20 protein-coding genes and 1 riboswitch are annotated in these 20,074 nt (G+C 39.2%); of the genes, 15 read left to right on the forward strand and 5 right to left on the reverse strand.

Annotation, left to right across the window (positions count from 1 at the left end):
• The first annotated feature begins 17 nt into the window (after positions 1-17).
• Entirely contained in the window at positions 18-842 is an 825-nt protein-coding gene (locus ACQYAD_RS10955) for a LysM peptidoglycan-binding domain-containing protein (RefSeq protein WP_430238108.1), read from the forward strand.
• 15 nt (positions 843-857) lie between these two features.
• On the opposite strand, the gene ACQYAD_RS10960 is transcribed toward ACQYAD_RS10955, so the two are convergent.
• Both ACQYAD_RS10960 and ACQYAD_RS10965 read right to left on the reverse strand, forming a co-directional pair.
• Positions 858-2,159 (reverse strand): NarK family nitrate/nitrite MFS transporter, encoded by a 1,302-nt coding sequence (locus ACQYAD_RS10960; protein ID WP_430238109.1) that lies wholly within the window; start codon positions 2,157-2,159, stop codon positions 858-860.
• A 187-nt stretch (positions 2,160-2,346) separates the two neighbouring features.
• Positions 2,347-3,882, reverse strand: coding sequence for a nitrate/nitrite transporter (locus ACQYAD_RS10965; RefSeq protein WP_430238111.1), 1,536 nt, complete (start codon positions 3,880-3,882; stop codon positions 2,347-2,349).
• A gap of 295 nt (positions 3,883-4,177) precedes the next feature.
• Positions 4,178-4,320, forward strand: a riboswitch (cyclic di-AMP (ydaO/yuaA leader).
• Between the two features lie 103 nt (positions 4,321-4,423).
• On the opposite strand from ACQYAD_RS10965, the gene ACQYAD_RS10970 reads away from it, so the two are divergent.
• The 6 genes from ACQYAD_RS10970 (at position 4,424) to ACQYAD_RS10995 (ending at position 9,272) form a co-directional block, all read left to right on the forward strand.
• Positions 4,424-5,704 (forward strand): SLC13 family permease, encoded by a 1,281-nt coding sequence (locus tag ACQYAD_RS10970; RefSeq protein WP_430238112.1) that lies wholly within the window; start codon positions 4,424-4,426, stop codon positions 5,702-5,704.
• A 38-nt stretch (positions 5,705-5,742) separates the two neighbouring features.
• Positions 5,743-7,077, forward strand: a complete 1,335-nt coding sequence (locus ACQYAD_RS10975; RefSeq protein ID WP_430238113.1) for a TrkH family potassium uptake protein — start codon at positions 5,743-5,745, stop codon at positions 7,075-7,077.
• A gap of 27 nt (positions 7,078-7,104) precedes the next feature.
• The gene (locus tag ACQYAD_RS10980) at positions 7,105-7,770 is read left to right on the forward strand and encodes a potassium channel family protein (protein ID WP_430238114.1); all 666 of its coding nucleotides are present in this window, start codon (positions 7,105-7,107) and stop codon (positions 7,768-7,770) included.
• A gap of 186 nt (positions 7,771-7,956) precedes the next feature.
• Positions 7,957-8,232, forward strand: a complete 276-nt coding sequence (locus ACQYAD_RS10985) for a late competence development ComFB family protein (RefSeq protein WP_430238116.1) — start codon at positions 7,957-7,959, stop codon at positions 8,230-8,232.
• 139 nt (positions 8,233-8,371) lie between these two features.
• Positions 8,372-8,626, forward strand: a complete 255-nt coding sequence (locus ACQYAD_RS10990; RefSeq protein ID WP_430238118.1) for an autorepressor SdpR family transcription factor — start codon at positions 8,372-8,374, stop codon at positions 8,624-8,626.
• A gap of 13 nt (positions 8,627-8,639) precedes the next feature.
• Positions 8,640-9,272 (forward strand): SdpI family protein, encoded by a 633-nt coding sequence (locus tag ACQYAD_RS10995; RefSeq protein WP_430238120.1) that lies wholly within the window; start codon positions 8,640-8,642, stop codon positions 9,270-9,272.
• A 28-nt stretch (positions 9,273-9,300) separates the two neighbouring features.
• Here the strand turns inward: ACQYAD_RS10995 and ACQYAD_RS11000 are convergent, their stop codons facing one another.
• Positions 9,301-9,489, reverse strand: a complete 189-nt coding sequence (locus tag ACQYAD_RS11000) for a hypothetical protein (RefSeq protein ID WP_430238121.1) — start codon at positions 9,487-9,489, stop codon at positions 9,301-9,303.
• A 145-nt stretch (positions 9,490-9,634) separates the two neighbouring features.
• Here ACQYAD_RS11000 and ACQYAD_RS11005 point away from each other — a divergent pair, with 145 nt between their 5' ends.
• Entirely contained in the window at positions 9,635-10,912 is a 1,278-nt protein-coding gene (locus ACQYAD_RS11005; protein WP_430238122.1) for an MFS transporter, read from the forward strand.
• A gap of 284 nt (positions 10,913-11,196) precedes the next feature.
• The gene (locus ACQYAD_RS11010; RefSeq protein ID WP_430238124.1) at positions 11,197-13,161 is read left to right on the forward strand and encodes an LTA synthase family protein; all 1,965 of its coding nucleotides are present in this window, start codon (positions 11,197-11,199) and stop codon (positions 13,159-13,161) included.
• Between the two features lie 59 nt (positions 13,162-13,220).
• Here the strand turns inward: ACQYAD_RS11010 and ACQYAD_RS11015 are convergent, their stop codons facing one another.
• Positions 13,221-13,313: a YjcZ family sporulation protein gene (locus ACQYAD_RS11015; protein ID WP_430238125.1), complete on the reverse strand. Its 93-nt coding sequence runs from the start codon at positions 13,311-13,313 to the stop codon at positions 13,221-13,223.
• Positions 13,314-13,599: 286 nt separating this feature from the next.
• Between ACQYAD_RS11015 and ACQYAD_RS11020 the strand changes: the two genes are divergently transcribed.
• From ACQYAD_RS11020 to ACQYAD_RS11045, 6 genes are all read left to right on the forward strand, one after another.
• Positions 13,600-13,734, forward strand: a complete 135-nt coding sequence (locus tag ACQYAD_RS11020) for a hypothetical protein (RefSeq protein ID WP_430238127.1) — start codon at positions 13,600-13,602, stop codon at positions 13,732-13,734.
• A 233-nt stretch (positions 13,735-13,967) separates the two neighbouring features.
• Positions 13,968-14,966: an ABC transporter substrate binding protein gene (locus ACQYAD_RS11025; protein ID WP_430238129.1), complete on the forward strand. Its 999-nt coding sequence runs from the start codon at positions 13,968-13,970 to the stop codon at positions 14,964-14,966.
• A gap of 94 nt (positions 14,967-15,060) precedes the next feature.
• Positions 15,061-16,092 carry an ABC transporter permease gene (locus ACQYAD_RS11030; RefSeq protein ID WP_430238131.1) on the forward strand — a complete coding sequence of 344 codons (1,032 nt, stop codon included), beginning with the start codon at positions 15,061-15,063 and terminating at the stop codon, positions 16,090-16,092.
• Positions 16,067-16,861, forward strand: coding sequence for an ABC transporter ATP-binding protein (locus tag ACQYAD_RS11035; RefSeq protein WP_430238133.1), 795 nt, complete (start codon positions 16,067-16,069; stop codon positions 16,859-16,861). The genes ACQYAD_RS11030 and ACQYAD_RS11035 overlap by 26 nt, the downstream gene beginning before the upstream one ends.
• Positions 16,862-16,938: 77 nt before the next feature.
• Entirely contained in the window at positions 16,939-18,027 is a 1,089-nt protein-coding gene (locus ACQYAD_RS11040) for an NAD(P)H-dependent flavin oxidoreductase (RefSeq protein WP_430238135.1), read from the forward strand.
• A 133-nt stretch (positions 18,028-18,160) separates the two neighbouring features.
• Positions 18,161-18,763: an undecaprenyl-diphosphatase gene (locus tag ACQYAD_RS11045; protein ID WP_430238137.1), complete on the forward strand. Its 603-nt coding sequence runs from the start codon at positions 18,161-18,163 to the stop codon at positions 18,761-18,763.
• A gap of 165 nt (positions 18,764-18,928) precedes the next feature.
• On the opposite strand, the gene ACQYAD_RS11050 is transcribed toward ACQYAD_RS11045, so the two are convergent.
• The gene (locus ACQYAD_RS11050) at positions 18,929-20,074 is read right to left on the reverse strand and encodes an MGDG synthase family glycosyltransferase (protein WP_430238139.1); all 1,146 of its coding nucleotides are present in this window, start codon (positions 20,072-20,074) and stop codon (positions 18,929-18,931) included.

The following is a 20,074-nucleotide window of genomic DNA, read 5'->3' on the forward strand; positions in this document are numbered from 1 at the left end:
ACATGGGAGGTAGAACAATGATCAAAACGATTAAAACTTTGCTTGCAGTTGCTGCACTCTCAGGAACTGTAGGTGCTAATGTACAGGCGGCAGAAATTACAGTACAAAAAGGTGATACGCTCTGGAATCTATCACAAGTACATAATACGTCTGTAGAAAACTTAAAAAATTGGAATAAACTTACAACCGATGTCATTCACCCTGGGGATGTGTTAACGGTCCAAGAAGAATCCCATTATACAGTAAAACAGGGTGACACTTTATGGGCGATAGCGGAAAACTATAACGTAACTGTTGCTCAATTAAAAGAGTGGAATCGACTTCATTCAGACTTAATTCGTCCAGGTTTAAATCTTGTCATTCTTGATCATAAAGTTGCAAACAATTTAACAAGCCAATCCGAACGTAAAACGGAATCCGCAATCAGTACAAGTGCCAACACTCAAAGCCGAGCGGAGGTTCAAACTGTCCCAGCTGTGGCACCTAGCCAGTCAGAGGTGAAAGCACAAAGCAAGACTGTACAACCAATTCCAGTAAACAATCAAATCAGCTCAAAAGAAATGACGGTAAAAGCTACAGCTTACACAGCTTCATGTGCCGGATGCTCGGGCGTAACAGCAACCGGCGTCAACCTGAAAGCAAACCCCGATGCAAAAGTTATATCGGTTGATCCATCGGTCATTCCACTTGGATCGAAAGTATATGTGGAAGGATATGGTGTTGCCACAGCAGCTGACACTGGCGGCAGCATTAAGGGAAATCGAATCGATGTCTTTATTTCCTCAAAACAGGATGCTATTAACTGGGGAACAAAAGAAGTTAAAGTAAAAATATTAAACTAAAAAACAAGCTGGATATTATCCAGCTTGTTTTATGTTTTCAGGTATTACCGTTGTTTTCCGTTGATAATAAAACCAATTTAGTAGGATAGAAACAAAATAAAACGCAATAAAGAAATAAAAAGCGGTAACGGGTGTTCCAGTAGCTTTTACAGACCAGCCGAAAAGCTTAGGAATAAAAAAAGAACCGTAGGCTGCAAATGCGGCGGAAAAACCGATTACAGGTGCAGCTTCTTTTGGAATAAAGATGGTTGGAATCATTTGGAACGTTGATCCGGAACCAACACCTGAAGCTAAAAATAGGACAAGGAATGCTGCTAAGAAACCAGCAAACTGTTTGCTGCTTAGAAAGAAGATGACTCCGCCGGCACCGATTCCCATAATGACCAGGACATAGGCCGTAATTTTTGCCCCACCAATTTTATCGGAAAGCCAGCCGCCGACAGGACGGGCAGCAGCGGCAACAAGCGCACCTAAAAAGGCCAATGAAATATGTTCCGGAAATTGCGATTTTAGTAAAAGCGGGAAGGCTGCCGAATAGCCAATAAATGAACCGAACGTTGCAACATACAGTACGGTCATGATCCACGTATGTTTTCTTTTGACGATTACAAATTGATCAGCAACAGATTGTTTTGCATTTGGAACATTGTCCATCCCAAATAAGGCAAGAATCGTCAGAATAGCAATTGGAATAACCCATATGAACGCAGCATTTTGCAGCCAGATTTTTTGGCCGTTCGCTATAACTTGATTTCCGCCAATGAATGCAAAAGTTCCAGAAGTAATAATTAACGGTGTAACAAATTGAACAACAGACACGCCCATATTTCCTAAACCGCCATTAATCCCAAGCGCTGTTCCTTTTTCTTTTTTTGGAAAAAAGAAACTGATATTTGCAGATGAAGAGGAGAAGTTGCCTCCGCCTAATCCGCAAAGGGCTGCAAGCAAAAGCATTACCGAAAAAGGCGTTTCAGGATTTTGAACAGCAAAGCCTATTCCGATCGCCGGAATCGCCAAAATGGCAGTTGAAATCACTGTCCAGTTTTTTCCCCCGATTGTTCCAACTGCAAAAGTATAGACAAAACGCAAGGTTGCGCCAACGAGACCGGGAATTGCTGCTAGGGTAAATAATTGCTCTTCGGAAAAATGGAAGCCGATATCATTCAACCGAACTGCGACAACTGACCAGATTTGCCAAACGACAAAAGCCAACATCAGGCTTGGAACAGAAATCCATAGATTCCGATTGGCATGTTTTTTCCCTTCTTTATTCCAGAACTTTTCATCCTCTGGATTCCAATAACTTAGTCTTGCCATATTGTTTCCTCCAAATTTTTAAAGTATCAAATGATTCGCGATTTACATTGTTAATCTTAAAAGAGAGAAACACTGAAAGATTGTGAGGTACGTCACATTTTAAGTGAACGAACTGTGAACGGAGAGAAATGGACATAAAGTTGTAAAAATATCTTCTCAGAGGGATGGATCAATTAAAAAAAGGTCCTCAAGAAGAAGACCTTTTTGCAGATGGTTTTAAATCCTTTACTACGTCTTGTTTTAACTCATTAAACATACCCACAAAATTTTTAGTTTCGCCTGCATCATTTTTAATAGCGGAAATGGTTAACCATTCTAAATAAACGTCTTGATTTTTTCGCTTATTCCAAATTGGTCCTTGCCATGAGCCATTGCTTCGTAAATTTTCCCACATTTTGTGATAAAACTCATTAGTATGCTCACCTGACTGAAGAACGCTTGGCGTTTTTCCTACAACCTCATCCTGCGAGTAGCCGGTAATTTTAGAAAATGCAGGATTGACCATTTGAATGACACCGTTAGCATCTGTGACGATAATTCCTTCTGTGGTTGATTTAATAATTTTTGCTGAGATTTCAAGCTTTTCCTGATAAAACAGCCATACAACCAAAATTAAACTTGCGAGGGAAAACTCTGACAATGACATAAACCCTATCGCATAATGACCAGTTAAATTAAATAGGATGGTCAGAATCAATGGCGGGAAGAATCCGCCCAACCCTCCCATTGCAGCAACGATTCCGTTAACAATTCCTGCTTGTTTCGTAAAATAAAAAGGTACCAATTTAAAAATCGCCCCATTGCCGATTCCTGCACAAAAAGAAACGAGCAGGCTGCCGAACGAATAAATGGGCAGGGAAGGTGTAAAGGATAACAAAAATCCTGCAAAAGTCAGCCCAAAAAAGACGCCTATTAATATAAGAAAAGGGTTAATTTTGTCCCCAAGCCAGCCCCCGACTGGACGGAATAGTGTCGCGACAACGATAAATCCCGCAGTCCGCAGCCCGGCATCGACTTTTGACAATTCAAAATGATTCACCAAGAAAGACGGCAGATAAATCGTGAATGCAACAAATGCTCCAAAAGTAATGAAGTAAAACAAGCTTAAAAACCACAGTTTTGGATTTTTGTATACCTCTTTTATTTGCTCTGTTAATGGATTATTGACTTTTTTCTCATGCCGGTCTCCGAAAAGAAAATTTATAAGAGCAAAAACAAGAACAAGAACAAGAAAAATTTTAATCGTTGATCTCCATCCGAAAGCATTTGCGATAACAGGTGCGGCAAACGAGGTTACAGCTGTACCGATATTTCCGGCACCGTAAATGCCATTAATGAAACCATGCCTTTCTTTCGGGTAGTATTTAGGCAAGGAAGTTACCCCGACCGAAAAGATTGCACCGCCGACACCCAGAAGAAATCCCCCTAGCAATAGCAAAAGTAAAGTGTTGGCGAAGCTAATGATAAAAATGGGGGCAAGCATAACTAAAAAGCTGATTGTAAATAATGTACGCGCCCCAAAGCGGTTAGTCCAGTACCCGATTGGCACTCGAAGAATGGAACCGAGAATGACTGGAACTGCTGTCACCCAAGCTTGCTGGGGAGATGTTAACTGGATATCCGATTTTATAAAAGGCATTAATGAAGACAGAAGCACCCAAACCATAAATCCTGCAATTAGACTCGATGTTTGAATGACTAATTGTTTTGTTCCTTGATTCATGAAAATCCTCCTTTTAACCCGATTAATCGTAGATTGCCCAATCAAAAAGGGATCATCCAATGCTTGAAGGTGATTTTATTATAAAGAGAAAACCAAATGGAAAGATGTGAAGTATGATACAAATTTGTACACATTGCCGCTATTTACATTCGGCGCTATTAAAATTTTGGTCAACACAGTCTTTGTATAAATCATATAGGTAGAGCGGAAAAAATTTTTTCAATAAATAAGGCTTTAATGTGTGAAGGGATTGTTTACATTCGTTCATTGGAGTAGTATATTTTTCCTTGTACATATGAAATGATCGCTGAATCAAATTTGAGCGGGGGAACCACATTGGCTAATTTTTAGCCGGTTTGGGGCGAATCCTTTTTAAGGTAGGGTTTGTTGAGAATCCGAGTCCGTCAGCTAACCTCGTAAGCGCAGGGAAATGGTTTTCTTAGTTTTAGACACTAAGGGGTTCCCTAGTGTTTTTTTGCTTTATGGATGGAAAGAATACAACTTCCTAGAACAGCAAGATTTAGAAACAGGAGTGAAATGAATGGGAACACAGGAACTAATTGCTTTAGTCATTTTTCTATTTACTTATGCCATGATCATTTCAGAACAAATTCATCGAACGACGATTGCGATGCTCGGTGGCTTGCTAATGGTTGCACTAGGAATTCTTGATCAAAAAGCAGCCATTCACTATATTGATTTCAATACAATTGGCTTGCTTGTCGGAATGATGGTGATCGTTGGAATAACCGCTCAAACTGGCGTTTTTGAGTATATCGCCATCTGGTCAGCACAAAAAGTGAAGGGGGATCCAATTAAAATTTTAGTGGCATTAAGTGTTTTTACAGCTATTGCTTCCGCCTTTTTAGACAATGTAACAACGGTTTTACTTGTTGTCCCGGTGACATTAAGCATTACAAACCAACTGAAAGTAGGTCCGATTCCGTATTTGTTATCGGAAGTATTTGCGTCAAATATTGGTGGAACGGCGACTATGATTGGCGATCCGCCTAATATTATGATCGGCAGTGCGGTAAAGGGACTAACATTTAATGCGTTTATCAAGAATTTAACGCTCATTAATCTATTGATCTTGATTGTCACGATCGCTCTTTTAGTTGTTTTTTATCGCAAACAGCTGCGTACAACAATGAAGTACAAAGAAGAGCTACTAAAAAAAGATGCCCACAAAGAATTAAAGGATCCGGTTTTGCTGAAAAAAAGTTTGCTCATTATTTTTCTAACGTTGGTCGGATTTTTTAGCCACCAGTTTACCCATCTGGAAACGGCGACCATTGCGTTAATTGGCGCATTTTTATTACTCCTTGTCACCGGTGACAAATATTTGGCAGTTGCCTTGGAAAAAATAGAATGGACGACCCTTTTCTTTTTTATTGGATTGTTTGTGATTGTAGGGGGACTCGTCGAAACCGGTTTAATTGGGGCGCTGGCGAAAAAAGCGATGTCCTTAACAGGTGGAGAATTAAAATCGACCACTTTTCTTGTACTGTGGATGAGCGCGCTCATTTCTGCTTTTGTCGACAATATTCCATTTGTCGCTACAATGATACCGCTCATAAAAGAAATGGGGACTCTAGGAATTACGAATTTGGATCCGCTTTGGTGGAGTTTGTCCCTTGGTGCGTGCTTGGGCGGGAATGGCACATTAATCGGCGCCAGCGCCAATCTAGTTGTTGCTGGGATTGCTTCAAAGAATGGCCATCATATTTCATTTATGCGATTTTTGGTGATCGGTTTTCCAATCATGATTGTTTCCATTTTAATTTCAACGGTTTATGTTTATTTTCGTTATTTGATGTAAATGTATAGGGTAAATGAAAATTGCTGGGAGGAAAAATAGTGAGGAAAAAATTTTATTTTGACCCTCCTAAAATACTCGTTTTGGGATTTGGTGCGATTATTCTTATAGGTGCAACCTTGTTAACTTTGCCGATATCGACAGTAGATGGCAAAGGCTTATCATTTTTAAATGCGCTTTTTACAGCAACCTCTGCCACTTGTGTTACAGGGCTCGTTGTTGTCGATACTGGATCAACGTTTACCATCTTCGGCCAAGTGGTTATTTTATCGATGATTCAAATAGGCGGACTTGGATTTATGACATTTGCCACTTTGTTTGCTTTCCTTTTGGGAAAAAGAATTTCCTTAAAAGAAAGAATCCTGCTGCAAGAGTCATTGAATAATTTGTCCATGGAAGGCGTGGTTCGATTAGCAAGACGGATTCTAATTTTTACTGCGGTTATTGAACTTACTGGAGCCATGTTGCTTTCTATTCGTTTTTCTTTTGATATGCCCATTGGAAAAGCAATCTATTTTGGCATTTTCCACTCAATCTCACTTTTTAACAATGCCGGTTTTGATATTATGGGTGACTTTCGCAGTTTAACAGGTTATGTTCAAGACCCGGTCGTTAACTTAACAGTTGATGCATTGATTGTTCTTGGCGGAATTGGGTTTATTGTTTTGAACGAATTATTTGAGTACAGGCAAGTGCGGAAATTATCGCTGCATACGAAAGTAGTACTGCTGACGACAGCTGTGTTAATCATTGCAGGAACAATTGGCATTTTTGCACTGGAATACATGAATCCCAAAACATTAAAGCCATTGTCCTTTTTAGGAAAAATTCTTGCATCCTCTTTTCAAGCTATCACACCGAGAACTGCGGGTGCCAATACACTGAATATTGGAGACATGACGCAATCATCACTCTTTTTAATCATTTTTTTAATGTTTGTCGGTGCATCACCTGGTTCGACAGGCGGCGGTATCAAAACAACGACTTTTATTACGTTAATTGGTGCAGTATGGTCGCAAATTCGAGGAAAAGAAGATGTCATTTTCTACCGCCAGCGAATTGTCTATGAGACCATTTACAAAGCGTTAACTGTTACGATCAGCGGATTATTTATTGTCATGCTGGTAACGATGTTATTGACAATTACCGAACATGGGAAAGATTTTTTAATGATCTTATTTGAAGCGACATCTGCTTTTGGAACAGTGGGGCTATCGATGGGATTGACACCAGATCTATCGCCGATTGGCAGGCTACTCATTATCTTTGCAATGTTTGCTGGACGAGTAGGTCCTTTAACCATCGCGTTTGCGGTAACCATTCGCCGAAATCCAGATGCATTCCGCTATCCTAAAGGCAAAATCATGATTGGTTAATGAAACGGAAAGAAAGGTGAAAATATAGTGGTAACAACTTATGCAATAATTGGCCTTGGCCGCTTTGGATTAAGCTTGGCCTCAAAGTTATTTGAAGCAGGACAGGAAGTTTTGGGTGTCGATATGAATGAAGAAAGGGTGGAGGACGCCCATCCATATGTCACCCATGCCTTAATTGCGGATTCAACGGATGCCGAAGCGTTAAAATCGATTGCGATTCGGAATATCGATACAGTCATTGTGGCAATTGGAAACGACATTCAAGCAAGTATTTTAACGGTACTATTATTAAAAGAACTCGGCGTTCGTAAGGTAATTGCGAAAGCTGTCAACAAGCTTCACGGACAAGTTTTATATAAAGTTGGGGCTGATTGGGTCATCCACCCTGAGAGGGATATGGGAATCCGTGTAGCCCATCAGCTTCTATCTCCCAATGTGCTTAATTTTATTGAGTTATCGAAAGATTATAGTGTTGAAGAAATAAAAATTCCTGATAATATGACCAAGAAATCATTAAGGGAAATTGATCTTCGAGCCCGATTTAATTTAAGTGTCATTGCCATTCGACGTAATCATGATATTAATATATCGCCTTCGCCAGACGAAACAATGGATAAAGGGGATGTATTGGTTGTAATTGGTAAAAATAAAGATTTAGAGCGTTTCGCAAATGTAGATAGTCTCATGAAATGAGTGTAATTCCAACCAGCTGTTGTTCAATCAGCTGGTTGGTTGATTTTTTGGGTCTAATGAACTAATTTTTAATTTTAATGATTTTCGAAAAAAGATTATTTTTTTCTATGCTACAATATATCCAATGCACTCTCACATAATGAGTCGTTGTTATCGCACCATGAAAGCATGAAAGAGGGTAATTGGATGGGAGACGGTTATGTAAATGTGATGGAGGAAATTGTCTCAACGATTGTGACTGTATGGCTAAATAGTCCTGATTACCAGACCTTTTGCCAATGTAAGAAATGCAGGAACGATATTATCGCATTAAGTCTAAATCACCTGCCGTGTCATTATGTAACAACGGAAGAGGGGAGAAAGCGTGTTTTTGAGCATCTAAATACGAGTGAAAATCGCAAATGGATCAATAAGCGAATTATCACTGCTATTCATACAGTAGGCAAATATCCAAAACATTAATACGAAGGAACCCCAATGGGTTTCTTTTTTTATAACTTTAGGAATAGCGGGTATCGGATGGCAAAAAAGGCTTGAAATTTTTTAAAAAATTGTTATTCTATATTTAGATAATTAACTAAATAATAAAGAAGGGAAGAATATGAACGAAGTTTTTAAAGCACTTGCAGATCCAACAAGACGGAAGATCCTTGATCTTTTAAAGGATCAGGATTTAACTGCCGGAGAAATCGCCAGCAATTTTGATATGAGCAAACCGTCCATCAGCAATCACTTGAAAATTTTAAAATCTGCAGATCTGGTACTTGATGAAAAAAAAGGCCAATATATTTACTATTCGCTCAATTCAACTATTTTTCAGGATGTTATCAAATGGCTGCTAGACAAAAAAAAATAGGGGGAAATTTTTTATGAAAAAAAAGCTTTTTTATGTTTCGCTGAGTATTGCTATTCTTGTAATGCTGATTAATTTGATTGCCTTTCCATATTTGCCAAACAAAATTCCTGTGCATTGGGGATTAAATGGTGAAGTGGATCGCTACGGATCGAAGCTTGAACAACTGTTGATGAGTGCGCTTCCGATTGTCTTATTATTTGTATTTTACTATGTTCCGTCCATTGATCCAAAAAAAGAATCTTTTCGCAAGCATTCGAAAGCATACTCAACGATAAATCTGATGATTATTGTATTTTTATCGGGCATTAACCTCATTGCACTAATCAATGCACTTGGGGTACCTATCCAATTTTCAATTGTGTTGCCTGTTCTTCTTGGAATTTTGTTCATCGGCATTGGCAACTATACGTCACAAATCCGGCCGAATTATTTTGTTGGATTTCGGACACCATGGGCGCTTGCTTCAGAACATGTTTGGCGGAAAACACACCGTTTTGGTGGATATGTGTTTATTATCTCAGGCCTCGTTCCTTTCTTATCGATTATCATCGGAGGCAAGGCAATGATCTTGTTTTTGGTGGTATTGTTTATCGGAATTGCCAGTATTTATCTGTACTCCTACTGGGTATTCAAAACGAATAAATAGAAAAAACCGGGTGAATTTGCCCGGTTTTTTAGCGGAGAAAGGGGTAATCGATGGTATTTCCATTGATGGTTCCGGCTGCTGTTTCGTCTTGGAGCGCTTGCAAATATTGCTCCAATTCTGTCTGCATTTCCTTTGGTGCGCCCTCCTTTAAATGCCAATTACCAGGTTCATCAACAAAATATGGACTACTCATAAAATTTGGCCGAATACGCGGCATATCAACCATTCCTTTCTAACAATTTATGATCGATTTTTTTTAAAAAAAGATCTTGCGATCGGAAAATTTCCGGTTTAATATAGCAAAAGAAAGGGTAGTAACTGCATTAGTCACTGCTAATTACCTTCTGAAAGAAGATGAGCGAGTGCTGGTTGATCAACAAACAAACCAACTAAATGAAAAATACAGTATTAAAAATGGAATTGCAGCCACGATGGTTTTAAACATGAGCACAAATTACTTTCCTTTGTTTGCGATCGGTGTTTTAAGTGCATCCAATTATCAAGTTAGCTTGATTAGTTCGCTTCCGCAATTTGTCGGGATGTTTGCAGTCATTCTCGGCTCTATTTTTTTAAATCAACAAAACAACAAAAAGAAATTCACTGCCTATTCTATTTTTTATACAAGGCTTTTTTTGGTTTTTATGCTTTTTTCTCTATTCGTGCCAAAAGACTACCGAAGCTGGGTTTTTGTTATTCTCGTTGGACTCATGAATTTTCCTGGTTCTTTTGCAAACCTGAGCTGGCAGGCATTTATCGGCGACCTGATACCCGAACAGAGAAGAAGTCTTTTTTTTAGCGAACGCAATAAAGTCCTAACGATTGTTGGTGTGGTGACGACGTTTTTAATAGGTCTTATCTTACAGCAATTTCATAAGGATAACCCGCTTCCATATGAATTTTTGTTTGCTTTTTCATTTGCTGCAGGAATAATGGAAGTCTTTTATTTAATGAAGCATGTTGAGCCAGAGAAAAAGAAGGAACTCAAACAAAAGAAGCTATTTTCACGTGCGAATTGGCAAATCTTTCGTGATAAGCCATTTCGTTACTTTCTTTTTTGCGGCTTGTTTTTTAATTTTGCCTGGCAAATGTCATGGCCTTTATTCAGTATCTACCAAATTCGCGATGCACATGCAAATGGATTGTGGATTAGTTTATTTTCAGTTGCGAATCAGATTGCCCAAATTATTAGTTTTAAATGGTGGGGGAAAATGGCTGATAAACATGGAAATGCAAAAATGATGATTTTAGTGTCTATCGGTATGGCCACAACACCGGTTTTAACGGTGCTATCCAGCAATCTGATTTATTTAACAATTGTCAACGCCTCATCTGGTTTATTTGTTTCTGGAACCGTGCTTTTACTATTTAATCAGCTGCTTGAGGTAACAAATGAAAAAACCCGCAGCACGTATATTTCCAGTTATAATATCTTTTTGGCGATTGTTGGCTTTGTTTCACCCCAGTTCGGAGTGTATTTGCTTGATCAAACAAACATGAATCTATCCATGTCCATTTCAACCTTGTTGCGCTTCGTCAGCGGATTGATGTTCTTCTTTTTATATCGCTATTTGAAAAGGAGCAAGATTGAACAGCCGGCTGCTTTGAAAAAAGACATTAAAAACAGTTTGATGCAGTTGTAAAAATTTTCTTATATCTTGTGGGAAACAGCGGTTTTTTATTTTCATAAAAAATTTGAAACTTTTTCTGTATATGCTCGTCTAGTACAGAGTAAGTTTTGATATATTCAAAAACTTTTTTCATACTGATCAGGAAAATGGCAGGATCGAGTGAAGGAAATTAAAGGAAAACTGTCAGGTTCACCATGAATTGGAACGATTTTTGTTTTAACTTTTTAAAAAAATATGGTATAGTAAATGATGTTCGTTTACCGCAGTTTTTTGGTAAGTGAGAGGAGAATTAAAAGATGGAGAAACTTAGACTGTCACAGAGATTGAGCAACAATTACCTTGCATTTTTTGCGATTGCAATTGTTCTATTTTGGATCAAAACGTATGTAACGTACCAAACCGTATTTAAGCTGGGAATTGATAATAGCATGCAGAAATTTTTGCTTGCCATCAATCCAGTCAGCTCTGCCTTATTCTTTTTTGGTTTTGCATTGCTTTTTAAAAAACGGACAAAACTTGCCTTAATTCTGATCAACTTCGTTTTATCATTCTTGCTTTATGCAAACGTCGTTTATTACCGGTTCTTTAATGATTTTATTACGGTTCCTGTTCTGATGCAGGCCAAAATGAATACAGGGCAGTTAGGTGACAGCGTCATTTCGTTAATGTCGCCGACAGATATTTTCTTTTTTACCGATACCATTATTCTCATTATTCTTGCTTTAAAAGTTTTTAATAAGGTAACGGAAACAAACCGGAAATCGTTCAAAATAGTCCTGCTGTTTGCAATCACAACCTTCCTATTTAATCTTGGCTTGGCAGAGAAGGATCGTCCGCAGCTGTTGTCCCGGACGTTTGACCGAAATTACCTTGTTAAATATCTTGGAGCATATAACTTCACGATATATGATATCATTCAAAATATTAAATCTTCGAGTCAGCGGGCTCTTGCTGATAGCAGTGATGTTACCGATGTAGAAAACTACCGGAAAGCAAACTACGCTAGTCCGAATCCTGAATATTTTGGTAAAGCAAGAGGTATGAACGTTATTTATGTATCACTGGAATCTTTCCAAAATTTCATGATTGGCTACAAGTTGAACGGCCAGGAAGTAACACCGTTTTTAAATTCGTTAACCCGAGACCCGAATACATTCTATTTTGATAACTTTTATCACCAAACAGGACAGGGGAAAACATCGGATGCTGAATTCCTAATGGAAAATTCACTATATCCATTGTCACAAGGCGCTGTTTTTGTGAACAAAGCACAGAATACGTATCAAGCAGCACCGGCAATTTTAAAGGGATATGGATATACTTCTGCAGTTTTCCATGGAAACTACAAAACATTCTGGAATCGAAATGTCATGTACAAAGCTCTTGGCTATGATCAATTTTTTGATGCAGAGTATTATGACATGTCTTCGGCAAATACGAAAAACTATGGTATGAAAGATAAGCCGTTCTGGGAAGAATCAATGCCGCTTCTAAAAAGCTTGAAGCAGCCGTTCTATACGAAGTTTATTACATTATCGAACCATTTCCCATTTGAAATGGATCCGGGAGATACCCCTTTTCCTGCAGGAGATTTTGGAGACACCGTTGTCAATCAGTATTTCCAATCAGCCAATTATATGGATCAGGCATTGGAGCAGTTCTTTAATTACTTGAAGGAATCTGGATTGTATGATAACACTGTAATTGTATTGTATGGTGACCATTACGGAATTTCAGAAAACCATAATGAAGCAATGAAAAAGGTATTGGGTGTGCCGGAAATTACACCAACGATTAACGCTGAACTACAAGAAGTGCCACTGTTCATTCGTGTTCCGGGCGTTAAAGGCGGCGTTCAGCATCAATACGGTGGTGAAGTAGATGTTCGTCCAACTCTGCTCCATTTGCTCGGAATTGATACGAAGGATTATATCGAATTTGGTTCAGATTTGCTTTCAAAAGATCATCGTAATTGGGTCGCGTTTAGAAATGGAGATTTCGTGTCACCAACCGTTACGTCTGTAAATGGTAAATACTACACAACCGGAACAAACAACCTTGTAACAGATCCGAGTGTTGGCAAAGAAATCGAGAACAAAGTGAAAACCGAATTAACGATGTCCGACGAAGTCGTGACCAAAGATCTGCTGCGATTCTATAAGCCTGCTGGTTACAAGCCAATCAATCCGGATGATTACGAATACCTTGGTCCAAAAGCTTCTAAATCAAAAGCAGCGAAAACAACGAATACAAACCAATGAAGCAGAAAAAGAGTGAAGTTTATCTTCACTCTTTTTTGTGTCATTAAATCTGGTGTTCATCAATAGAAACCAATGTAAGCAGATCCAACAATGATCAATAAGATGAACAGAACGACGATTAATGCGAAGCCATTATTTCCTCCTTGACCCATGGAAAACACCTCCTTTGCAATCCTACATTACTATATGAATACATCTGTCTATCAGTATGGACGAATTCCCAAAGCCCTTTTTTCCAAAGGAAAAAAGGGCATCGCCCTAAAGAAAATGTTCTTTTGACTTCTTTTATAAACAGATAGTAAATTCCCCTAATCAGGGATACGGTATAAATGATTAAAAAAACTGGTAAATCGTATACTACCCCCATAAGAAAACCAACATTGCCGAACGGTTATAGTAAGATGAGCCAACCATCAATTCATAGGGAGGTTGAACAGGATGACAATTGATATCGATCGGCTGCTTGAAGCAACTATTGAACTGAAAATAGAACAAATTGATTTTCCTTTGAAAAAAATCGAAATTGACACATTTCTTGAAAATACTCGCGAGATACCAAAAATAAGAAATTAAAACATCCTGTAAAAAATGAACAGGATGTTTTTTTATTCTGCATTATTATTTTTCTAAAATAGTATTGACTTTTTAAGTATAAAAATACTAATATAATTTTCAAATATATAAAATTTTTTGACTCCTTTTTCTCTTTAAAGCAGATTAGTGGTAAAATGGTCTTAGCGACTAAACCAAATTGAAAAGGAAGAAAGGAATCGAGTATTTACTTTATTTTAGGGGGATTTTGGTCTATGAAGAAACTTGCGAAAATGGGATCAATTTTGCTCGCCGGAGCGATTTTACTTGCGGGATGTGCAAGCAAAGACACTTCGGGAAGTGGGCAGAAAGCAGGAGAGAAAAAAGAGTTTAAAATCGGAATTACTCAGTTTGCTGTTCATCCATCGTTAGATGCGGCTACAAAAGGGTTTAAACAGGCACTAAAAGATAAAGGCATCATTGCTAAATACGATGAGCAAAACGCACAGGCAGATATGAATAATACACAAACGATTGCGAAAAATTTTGTTGGCAATAAGGTAGATCTTATTTTTGCAAATGCTACGCCAAGCGCTGTTGCCGCATTAAATGCAACAAAAGAAATTCCGATTGTTTTCACTTCAGTGACCGATCCAGTTGGCGCCGGTCTTGTGAAATCGTTTGACAAACCTGGAAAAAATATAACAGGTACAACAGATAACCATCCAGATGCTACAGGAAAAACGATTGGCTTTATAACCGATGAGGTAAAGGCGAAAAAGATTGGGGTAATCTACAATTCCGGTGAGCAAAATTCAGTCGTACAGGTAAAACAAGTTAAGTCATTGGTGGAGAAAAAGAATGCTCAACTTGTTGAAGTTTCCGTTTCCACATCTGCAGAAGTGAAGCAGGCAGCCGAGTCGCTTGTCGGGCGGGTCGATGCGATTTACATTCCAACAGACAACACGGTCGTTTCGGCTCTTGAATCGGTTATTTCGGTCGCCAATAGCAAAAAGATACCTCTTTTTGTTGGGGAACTGGATTCAATGAAAAAAGGCGCTGTTGCCGCAAGCGGTTTTAACTACTATGATATTGGCTATCAATCCGGTGTTATGGCGGCAGATATTTTAACAGGCAAGAAGAAACCATCGGAAATTCCGGTTGAGTTGCCAAAAACCTTAAAGCTTGTGATCAATAAAAAAGCTGCCGAGGCTCAAGGACTTAAGGTAAATCCAGATTGGGAAAAGCTCGGAGAATTTTATAATGGAAAATAAGTTGAACTAAAAGGAACGGAGGGAGGGAATCACGATATTCCTTCTTCCCAGCTCTTTATCTTTGGTAAAATTGATTTTAGAAAGGATGAAGGTATTGTTTACCTCGATATTTGGATCATTTGAATCGGGGATTATTTATGCGATCATGGCACTGGGTGTTTACTTGTCCTTTCGCATTTTGGATTTTCCCGACCTAACGGTTGATGGCAGTTTTGTAACAGGTGCAGCGATATCTGCAACAATCATTGCGGGCGGTGGCAATCCAATTGTTGCAACAATGGCTGCGCTGATTGCCGGCTTTATTGCAGGTGGGTTAACAGGAATCATTCATACAGCGGGCAAAATTAATAACTTGCTGTCGGGAATTTTAATGATGATTACGCTTTACTCGATCAATCTTCGTATAATGGGAAAATCAAATATACCGCTATTAAATACCGATACAATTTTTACAAAAATTTCACAAATATCACAGCAAAGCGGAATTGATTCGTTTCTCAATTCGCTTTTGGATGCAATTGGTTTAACCGATAGCCATCCGGATACATGGGGAATCCTCCTGTTTATGATTGCTGTTACCTTTGTGTTCAAGCTGTTGACAGATTGGTTTTTGAAAACGGAAATTGGTTTAGCTTTAAGAGCAACTGGCGACAATCAGCGAATGATTCGCAGTTTATCAGCCAATACGAATCTTCTCATTGTTCTTGGTCTTGGTCTTTCAAACGCATTGGTTGCTTTTGCCGGCGCTTTGATTGCCCAACAAGGGGGTTTTGCAGATGTGGGCATGGGGATAGGAATGATCATTATTGGTCTCGCATCCGTTATTATTGGTGAGGCAATCTTCGGTACAAAAACAATTGCGCGAACAACTCTCGCTGTCATCGGCGGATCCATTATTTATCGGCTTGTTGTCACGCTTGCATTACGAGTAGAATTTTTGGAACCCGGCGATATGAAACTAATAACGGCTGTTATCGTCATTCTTGCACTCACTATGCCGAAAATATGGAACAGCTCGCGTGAAAAAAAGGTAAAGGCACGCAAAAAGGCAGAAAGAAAGCAAAACATTTTATTATCGGCACAACGAAAGGGTGAAAGCCATGCTGCAATTAAATCAGATTCATAAAGTGTTTAATGAAGGAACGCCGGATGAAAAAACGGCAATCGATCATGTGCAATTAACCCTTAAGCCGGGCGATTTTGTTACGGTAATTGGCAGTAATGGAGCCGGAAAATCCACATTAATGAATATTATATCCGGTGTCCTTTTACCTGATGATGGTGAAATTTATTTGGATGGCAAAAATGTGACTCAGCTTCCCGAGTTTAAACGCTCGAGGATGATCGGCCGCGTCTTCCAAGATCCTATGGCTGGAACTGCTCCCTCCATGACGATTGAAGAGAATTTAGCAATGGCCTATTCCCGCAATCAAGTGAGAGGTCTCGGTAGAGGGGTAACAAAAAAGCGGCGCGAATATTTTCGTGAGGTGCTTGAATCATTGCACCTTGGTTTAGAGGATCGTCTAAGTGCAAAGGTGGGTCTTTTATCCGGCGGAGAGCGTCAGGCTCTTTCGTTGCTGATGGCGACCTTCACAGAACCGTCCATCCTGCTTTTGGATGAACATACAGCGGCGCTTGATCCTGCAAGAGCAGAGCTGATTACGGAATTGACGAAAAATATTGTTGCAAACTTTCAGTTGACGACCTTAATGGTTACGCACAATATGCAACAGGCGATCGATTTAGGCAACCGATTAATTATGATGGATAAAGGCCAAATTATTCTGGAAGTGGATGAGACTGAGAAGAAAAAACTGACGATTGAAAGCTTGCTTTCAGAGTTTCAGAGAATTCGCGGCACCCAAATGGCCAGTGATCGAGCTCTTTTATCCTAATCGTTTTATAGATCATTTCGAACGGAGATGGTCTTTTTCTATTTTAAAAAAAATCATATAGTGAAGGTGATATGGGTATGGTAAACCGAGGTTTAACCAGTTTGCTAGGGGTCAACTATCCGGTTATTCAGGCGCCGATGGCTGGGGGACCGACAACCACTGAGTTGGTTGCAGCCGTTTCCAACGCTGGCGGTTTAGGAATGATTGGAGCGGGATATTTGAAACCCGATCAAATTCGGGAACAAATTCGCGAAATCAAACAGTTAACTGGCCAGCCATTTGGCGTCAATTTGTTTGTTCCCACTCCGTACAAGAATGATGAGACCGTTTTAGAAAAGGCAAGGCATTGGTTGGAGCCGTTTAAAGAACTGTTAAAAGTACAAGTAGATGATTTGCAAATTCCAAATTATCAGCATGATTTGGCGATTTTTGCCCAGCAGATTGAGGTAATAATGGAAGAGAGAATCTCAGTCTGTTCATTTACCTTTGGGATCCCTTCGGCAAACATCCTTTCTTCACTGAAACAAAACTCCATTTTTACCATTGGTACGGCAACGACAGTCACAGAAGCAACCCTTATTGAAGCGGCCGGTTTTGATGCAGTTGTTCTTCAAGGAAGTGAAGCAGGGGGACATCGCGGCACTTTTCTTAAAGGGGAATCGGAAAGTTTGATTGGACTGATGTCTTTGATTCCTCAGGCAGCAGATCAAATCCACATCCCAATTATTGCAGCTGGGGGGATCATGGATGGAAGGGGATTGATTGCAGCACAGTCACTTGGAGCACAAGCAGTTCAAATGGGGACAGCTTTTCTTGTTTGTGAGGAAAGCGGTGCGAGCCAGGAATATAAATTGGCTATTTTGGAAGCTGGAGATGATCAAACGGAACTAACAAAAGCTTTTTCCGGTAAACTGGCGCGGGGAATCCGCAATAAATTGATCACCGGAATGAAAGCGGTTGAATATCAGCTTCCGCCGTATCCCGTTCAAAATGAATTGACAAAAGGAATTCGAAAAGAAGCAGCCCGTCAAAAGAATCGCGAATATATGTCACTTTGGTCTGGCCAAAGCCCAAGATTGTCTAACCATCAATCCGTTCAAGAACTGATGGTTAAAATAATCCGCGAAGCAGCACAAACAAAAGCTCTGCTCTTCAAACAGCAATGATAACTTTCGTAAGTTTAAAAAAATATTTAGTTGGATTGAACTTTTTTCTCTTTTCTCAGTCTTTTCTATTAGATTCACTAATTCGGCAACGTTGTAGTGTTTCGAAAAGAAATTGGATGAAAAGGGTGTTCATATGTTTTTTCAATGGGATTTTAAAATGTTTCAATTGATTAACCATCTTGCGATTTCAGATGCTGTTCTAAATCCGGTAATGAAGTTTTTGTCCGAAGATGGGGCATATCTTTTTTACCTTGCTGTCATTGTTTACTGGTTCATTCGGACGAAATCCAACCGCAGAATGGTTGTTGAGAGTTTAGCCGCGGCCAGCGTCGCTCTAGGGATCAATGCGATCGTCGGGTTGGTGCTTTATCGCAATCGTCCATTTGTGGATCATCACGTTATCCAATTAATACAGCATGCTGCAAATGCTTCGTTTCCAAGCGACCATGCGACAGGCGCGTTTGTCATTGCCACCTCGATTTGGATTTGGCGAAAACGTGATGGCTGGTTTTGGCTTTTGTTAGCAGCAGCGATATCACTGTCACGTGTTTGGACTGGTGTTCATTATCCTTCAGATGTCATTGCAGGTTTGATAATTGGAATTTCCATTGCCTTTTTGGTTCACGCCGTTTTAACGCGCTGGAAGCTTGCGGATCAAATTGTTAATTCGTTGGTTGGATTCTATGAAAAAATCGAGAGTAAAGTGTGGAGAAGAAACAGCGCCTCCCGCTTTTAAAGAATAATGAATAAATGGATAAAAAAATACGCCGCGGATCCTCGGGGTCCGCTCGACTATTTTTTCTTTTATGGATTATGAACCTAAACGAAAAATCGCCCGAACTGTAGGGCGATTTTTTTGTGAAAAAATCCCCTTGGATAAGGATTGCCCAAGGGGATTGATTTAATAAGATAGTACAGCCTCATTTTTCATGTAGGTAGATTCTACATTTAAGATAAATTGCAAGATATCTTCTGCTGCATGTGCATTGATAAATTTGCGCTGGCTATTTATAATATGGTTTAACTTTTCACTGTTGTTTTCCAGTAAACCATTGATGGTTTTTACAATATCCTCTGGATGCTTGCAAACGACACCCAGATTGTACTTTTCAGCAAATGCGGGGTTGCTTTCTTCTTGACCCGGCAATGCACCTGTAATGATAATTGGCAGGTTGGCAGCAACGGCTTCAAACATGACATTGGGACTTCCTCTTGTAAAGGCGATATCGGACGCAAGCATAAGATCTTGAATGTCTTTTGTAAAACCATAAATTTCAACTTTATCACCATATTTATCTTGAAGGGATTTTTCTAGTGCTGCTTTTAGTTTGGCATTTCTGCCTGCAACAATTTTGATTCTGCATTCAAAATGTTCAAGCAGATTCTCGGCAATTTCTTTCATGTTTCCGACTCCTTCACCGCCGCTCATGATCAGACATTTTAAAGGAGCATCCTCGGGATAGTGGAAAGCCTCTTTTTTATTTTGCGGTTTACGGTAGAAACGCGAGCGGACAGGAAAGCCCAGCACTTTGATTTTTTCACTTGGGATTCCATATTGCAAACACTTTTCTCTCGCTTCCATGGTCGGACTTATAATATAATCAGCCCTGTGGTCTACCCAAAGAGGATAAATATTAACAATATCCGCAATTAAAATGACAAAAGAAATATTTAGTCCGTGTTTTTCTAAAATATTTAGAACAGGACCGTTAAAATTTGGATGAACGGATAAAATTAAATCAGGTTTAAATTCATCAACAAGTTTTAAAAAATTTTTTTTAATCAAAATTTCAATCATATCATTTACAATTGATGGTTTAACAGCAGATAAATTCCAGATCACTTTCCATAAATTTTCTGCTTTACGAGTGATTGGACCGTAGGACTTTCCGATATTCAGAAGGACTTGTCCTCCTAGTGAAAAGCCATCCACTACATGGATATTTACATCGTGTTTCGTGCCAATCTTTTCGTATATTGCTTCTGTTATACTTTTATGACCATGACCAGTATTATCAGAAGAAATAACAAGTATATTTTTACTCAT

The organism is Neobacillus sp. SM06, from assembly GCF_050496765.1.
GTDB lineage: Bacteria > Bacillota > Bacilli > Bacillales > Cytobacillaceae > JAEVLT01.

Coding starts and splice junctions, on each gene's coding strand:
- ACQYAD_RS10955 (WP_430238108.1), top strand. CDS start 18: ATGATCAAAACGATTAAAACTTTGCTTGCAGTTGCTGCACTCTCAGGA.
- ACQYAD_RS10960 (WP_430238109.1), bottom strand. CDS start 2,159: ATGGCAAGACTAAGTTATTGGAATCCAGAGGATGAAAAGTTCTGGAAT.
- ACQYAD_RS10965 (WP_430238111.1), bottom strand. CDS start 3,882: ATGAATCAAGGAACAAAACAATTAGTCATTCAAACATCGAGTCTAATT.
- ACQYAD_RS10970 (WP_430238112.1), top strand. CDS start 4,424: ATGGGAACACAGGAACTAATTGCTTTAGTCATTTTTCTATTTACTTAT.
- ACQYAD_RS10985 (WP_430238116.1), top strand. CDS start 7,957: ATGGGAGACGGTTATGTAAATGTGATGGAGGAAATTGTCTCAACGATT.
- ACQYAD_RS10990 (WP_430238118.1), top strand. CDS start 8,372: ATGAACGAAGTTTTTAAAGCACTTGCAGATCCAACAAGACGGAAGATC.
- ACQYAD_RS10995 (WP_430238120.1), top strand. CDS start 8,640: ATGAAAAAAAAGCTTTTTTATGTTTCGCTGAGTATTGCTATTCTTGTA.
- ACQYAD_RS11000 (WP_430238121.1), bottom strand. CDS start 9,489: ATGCCGCGTATTCGGCCAAATTTTATGAGTAGTCCATATTTTGTTGAT.
- ACQYAD_RS11010 (WP_430238124.1), top strand. CDS start 11,197: ATGGAGAAACTTAGACTGTCACAGAGATTGAGCAACAATTACCTTGCA.
- ACQYAD_RS11015 (WP_430238125.1), bottom strand. CDS start 13,313: ATGGGTCAAGGAGGAAATAATGGCTTCGCATTAATCGTCGTTCTGTTC.
- ACQYAD_RS11020 (WP_430238127.1), top strand. CDS start 13,600: ATGACAATTGATATCGATCGGCTGCTTGAAGCAACTATTGAACTGAAA.
- ACQYAD_RS11025 (WP_430238129.1), top strand. CDS start 13,968: ATGAAGAAACTTGCGAAAATGGGATCAATTTTGCTCGCCGGAGCGATT.
- ACQYAD_RS11035 (WP_430238133.1), top strand. CDS start 16,067: ATGCTGCAATTAAATCAGATTCATAAAGTGTTTAATGAAGGAACGCCG.
- ACQYAD_RS11040 (WP_430238135.1), top strand. CDS start 16,939: ATGGTAAACCGAGGTTTAACCAGTTTGCTAGGGGTCAACTATCCGGTT.
- ACQYAD_RS11045 (WP_430238137.1), top strand. CDS start 18,161: ATGTTTTTTCAATGGGATTTTAAAATGTTTCAATTGATTAACCATCTT.
- ACQYAD_RS11050 (WP_430238139.1), bottom strand. CDS start 20,074: ATGAGTAAAAATATACTTGTTATTTCTTCTGATAATACTGGTCATGGT.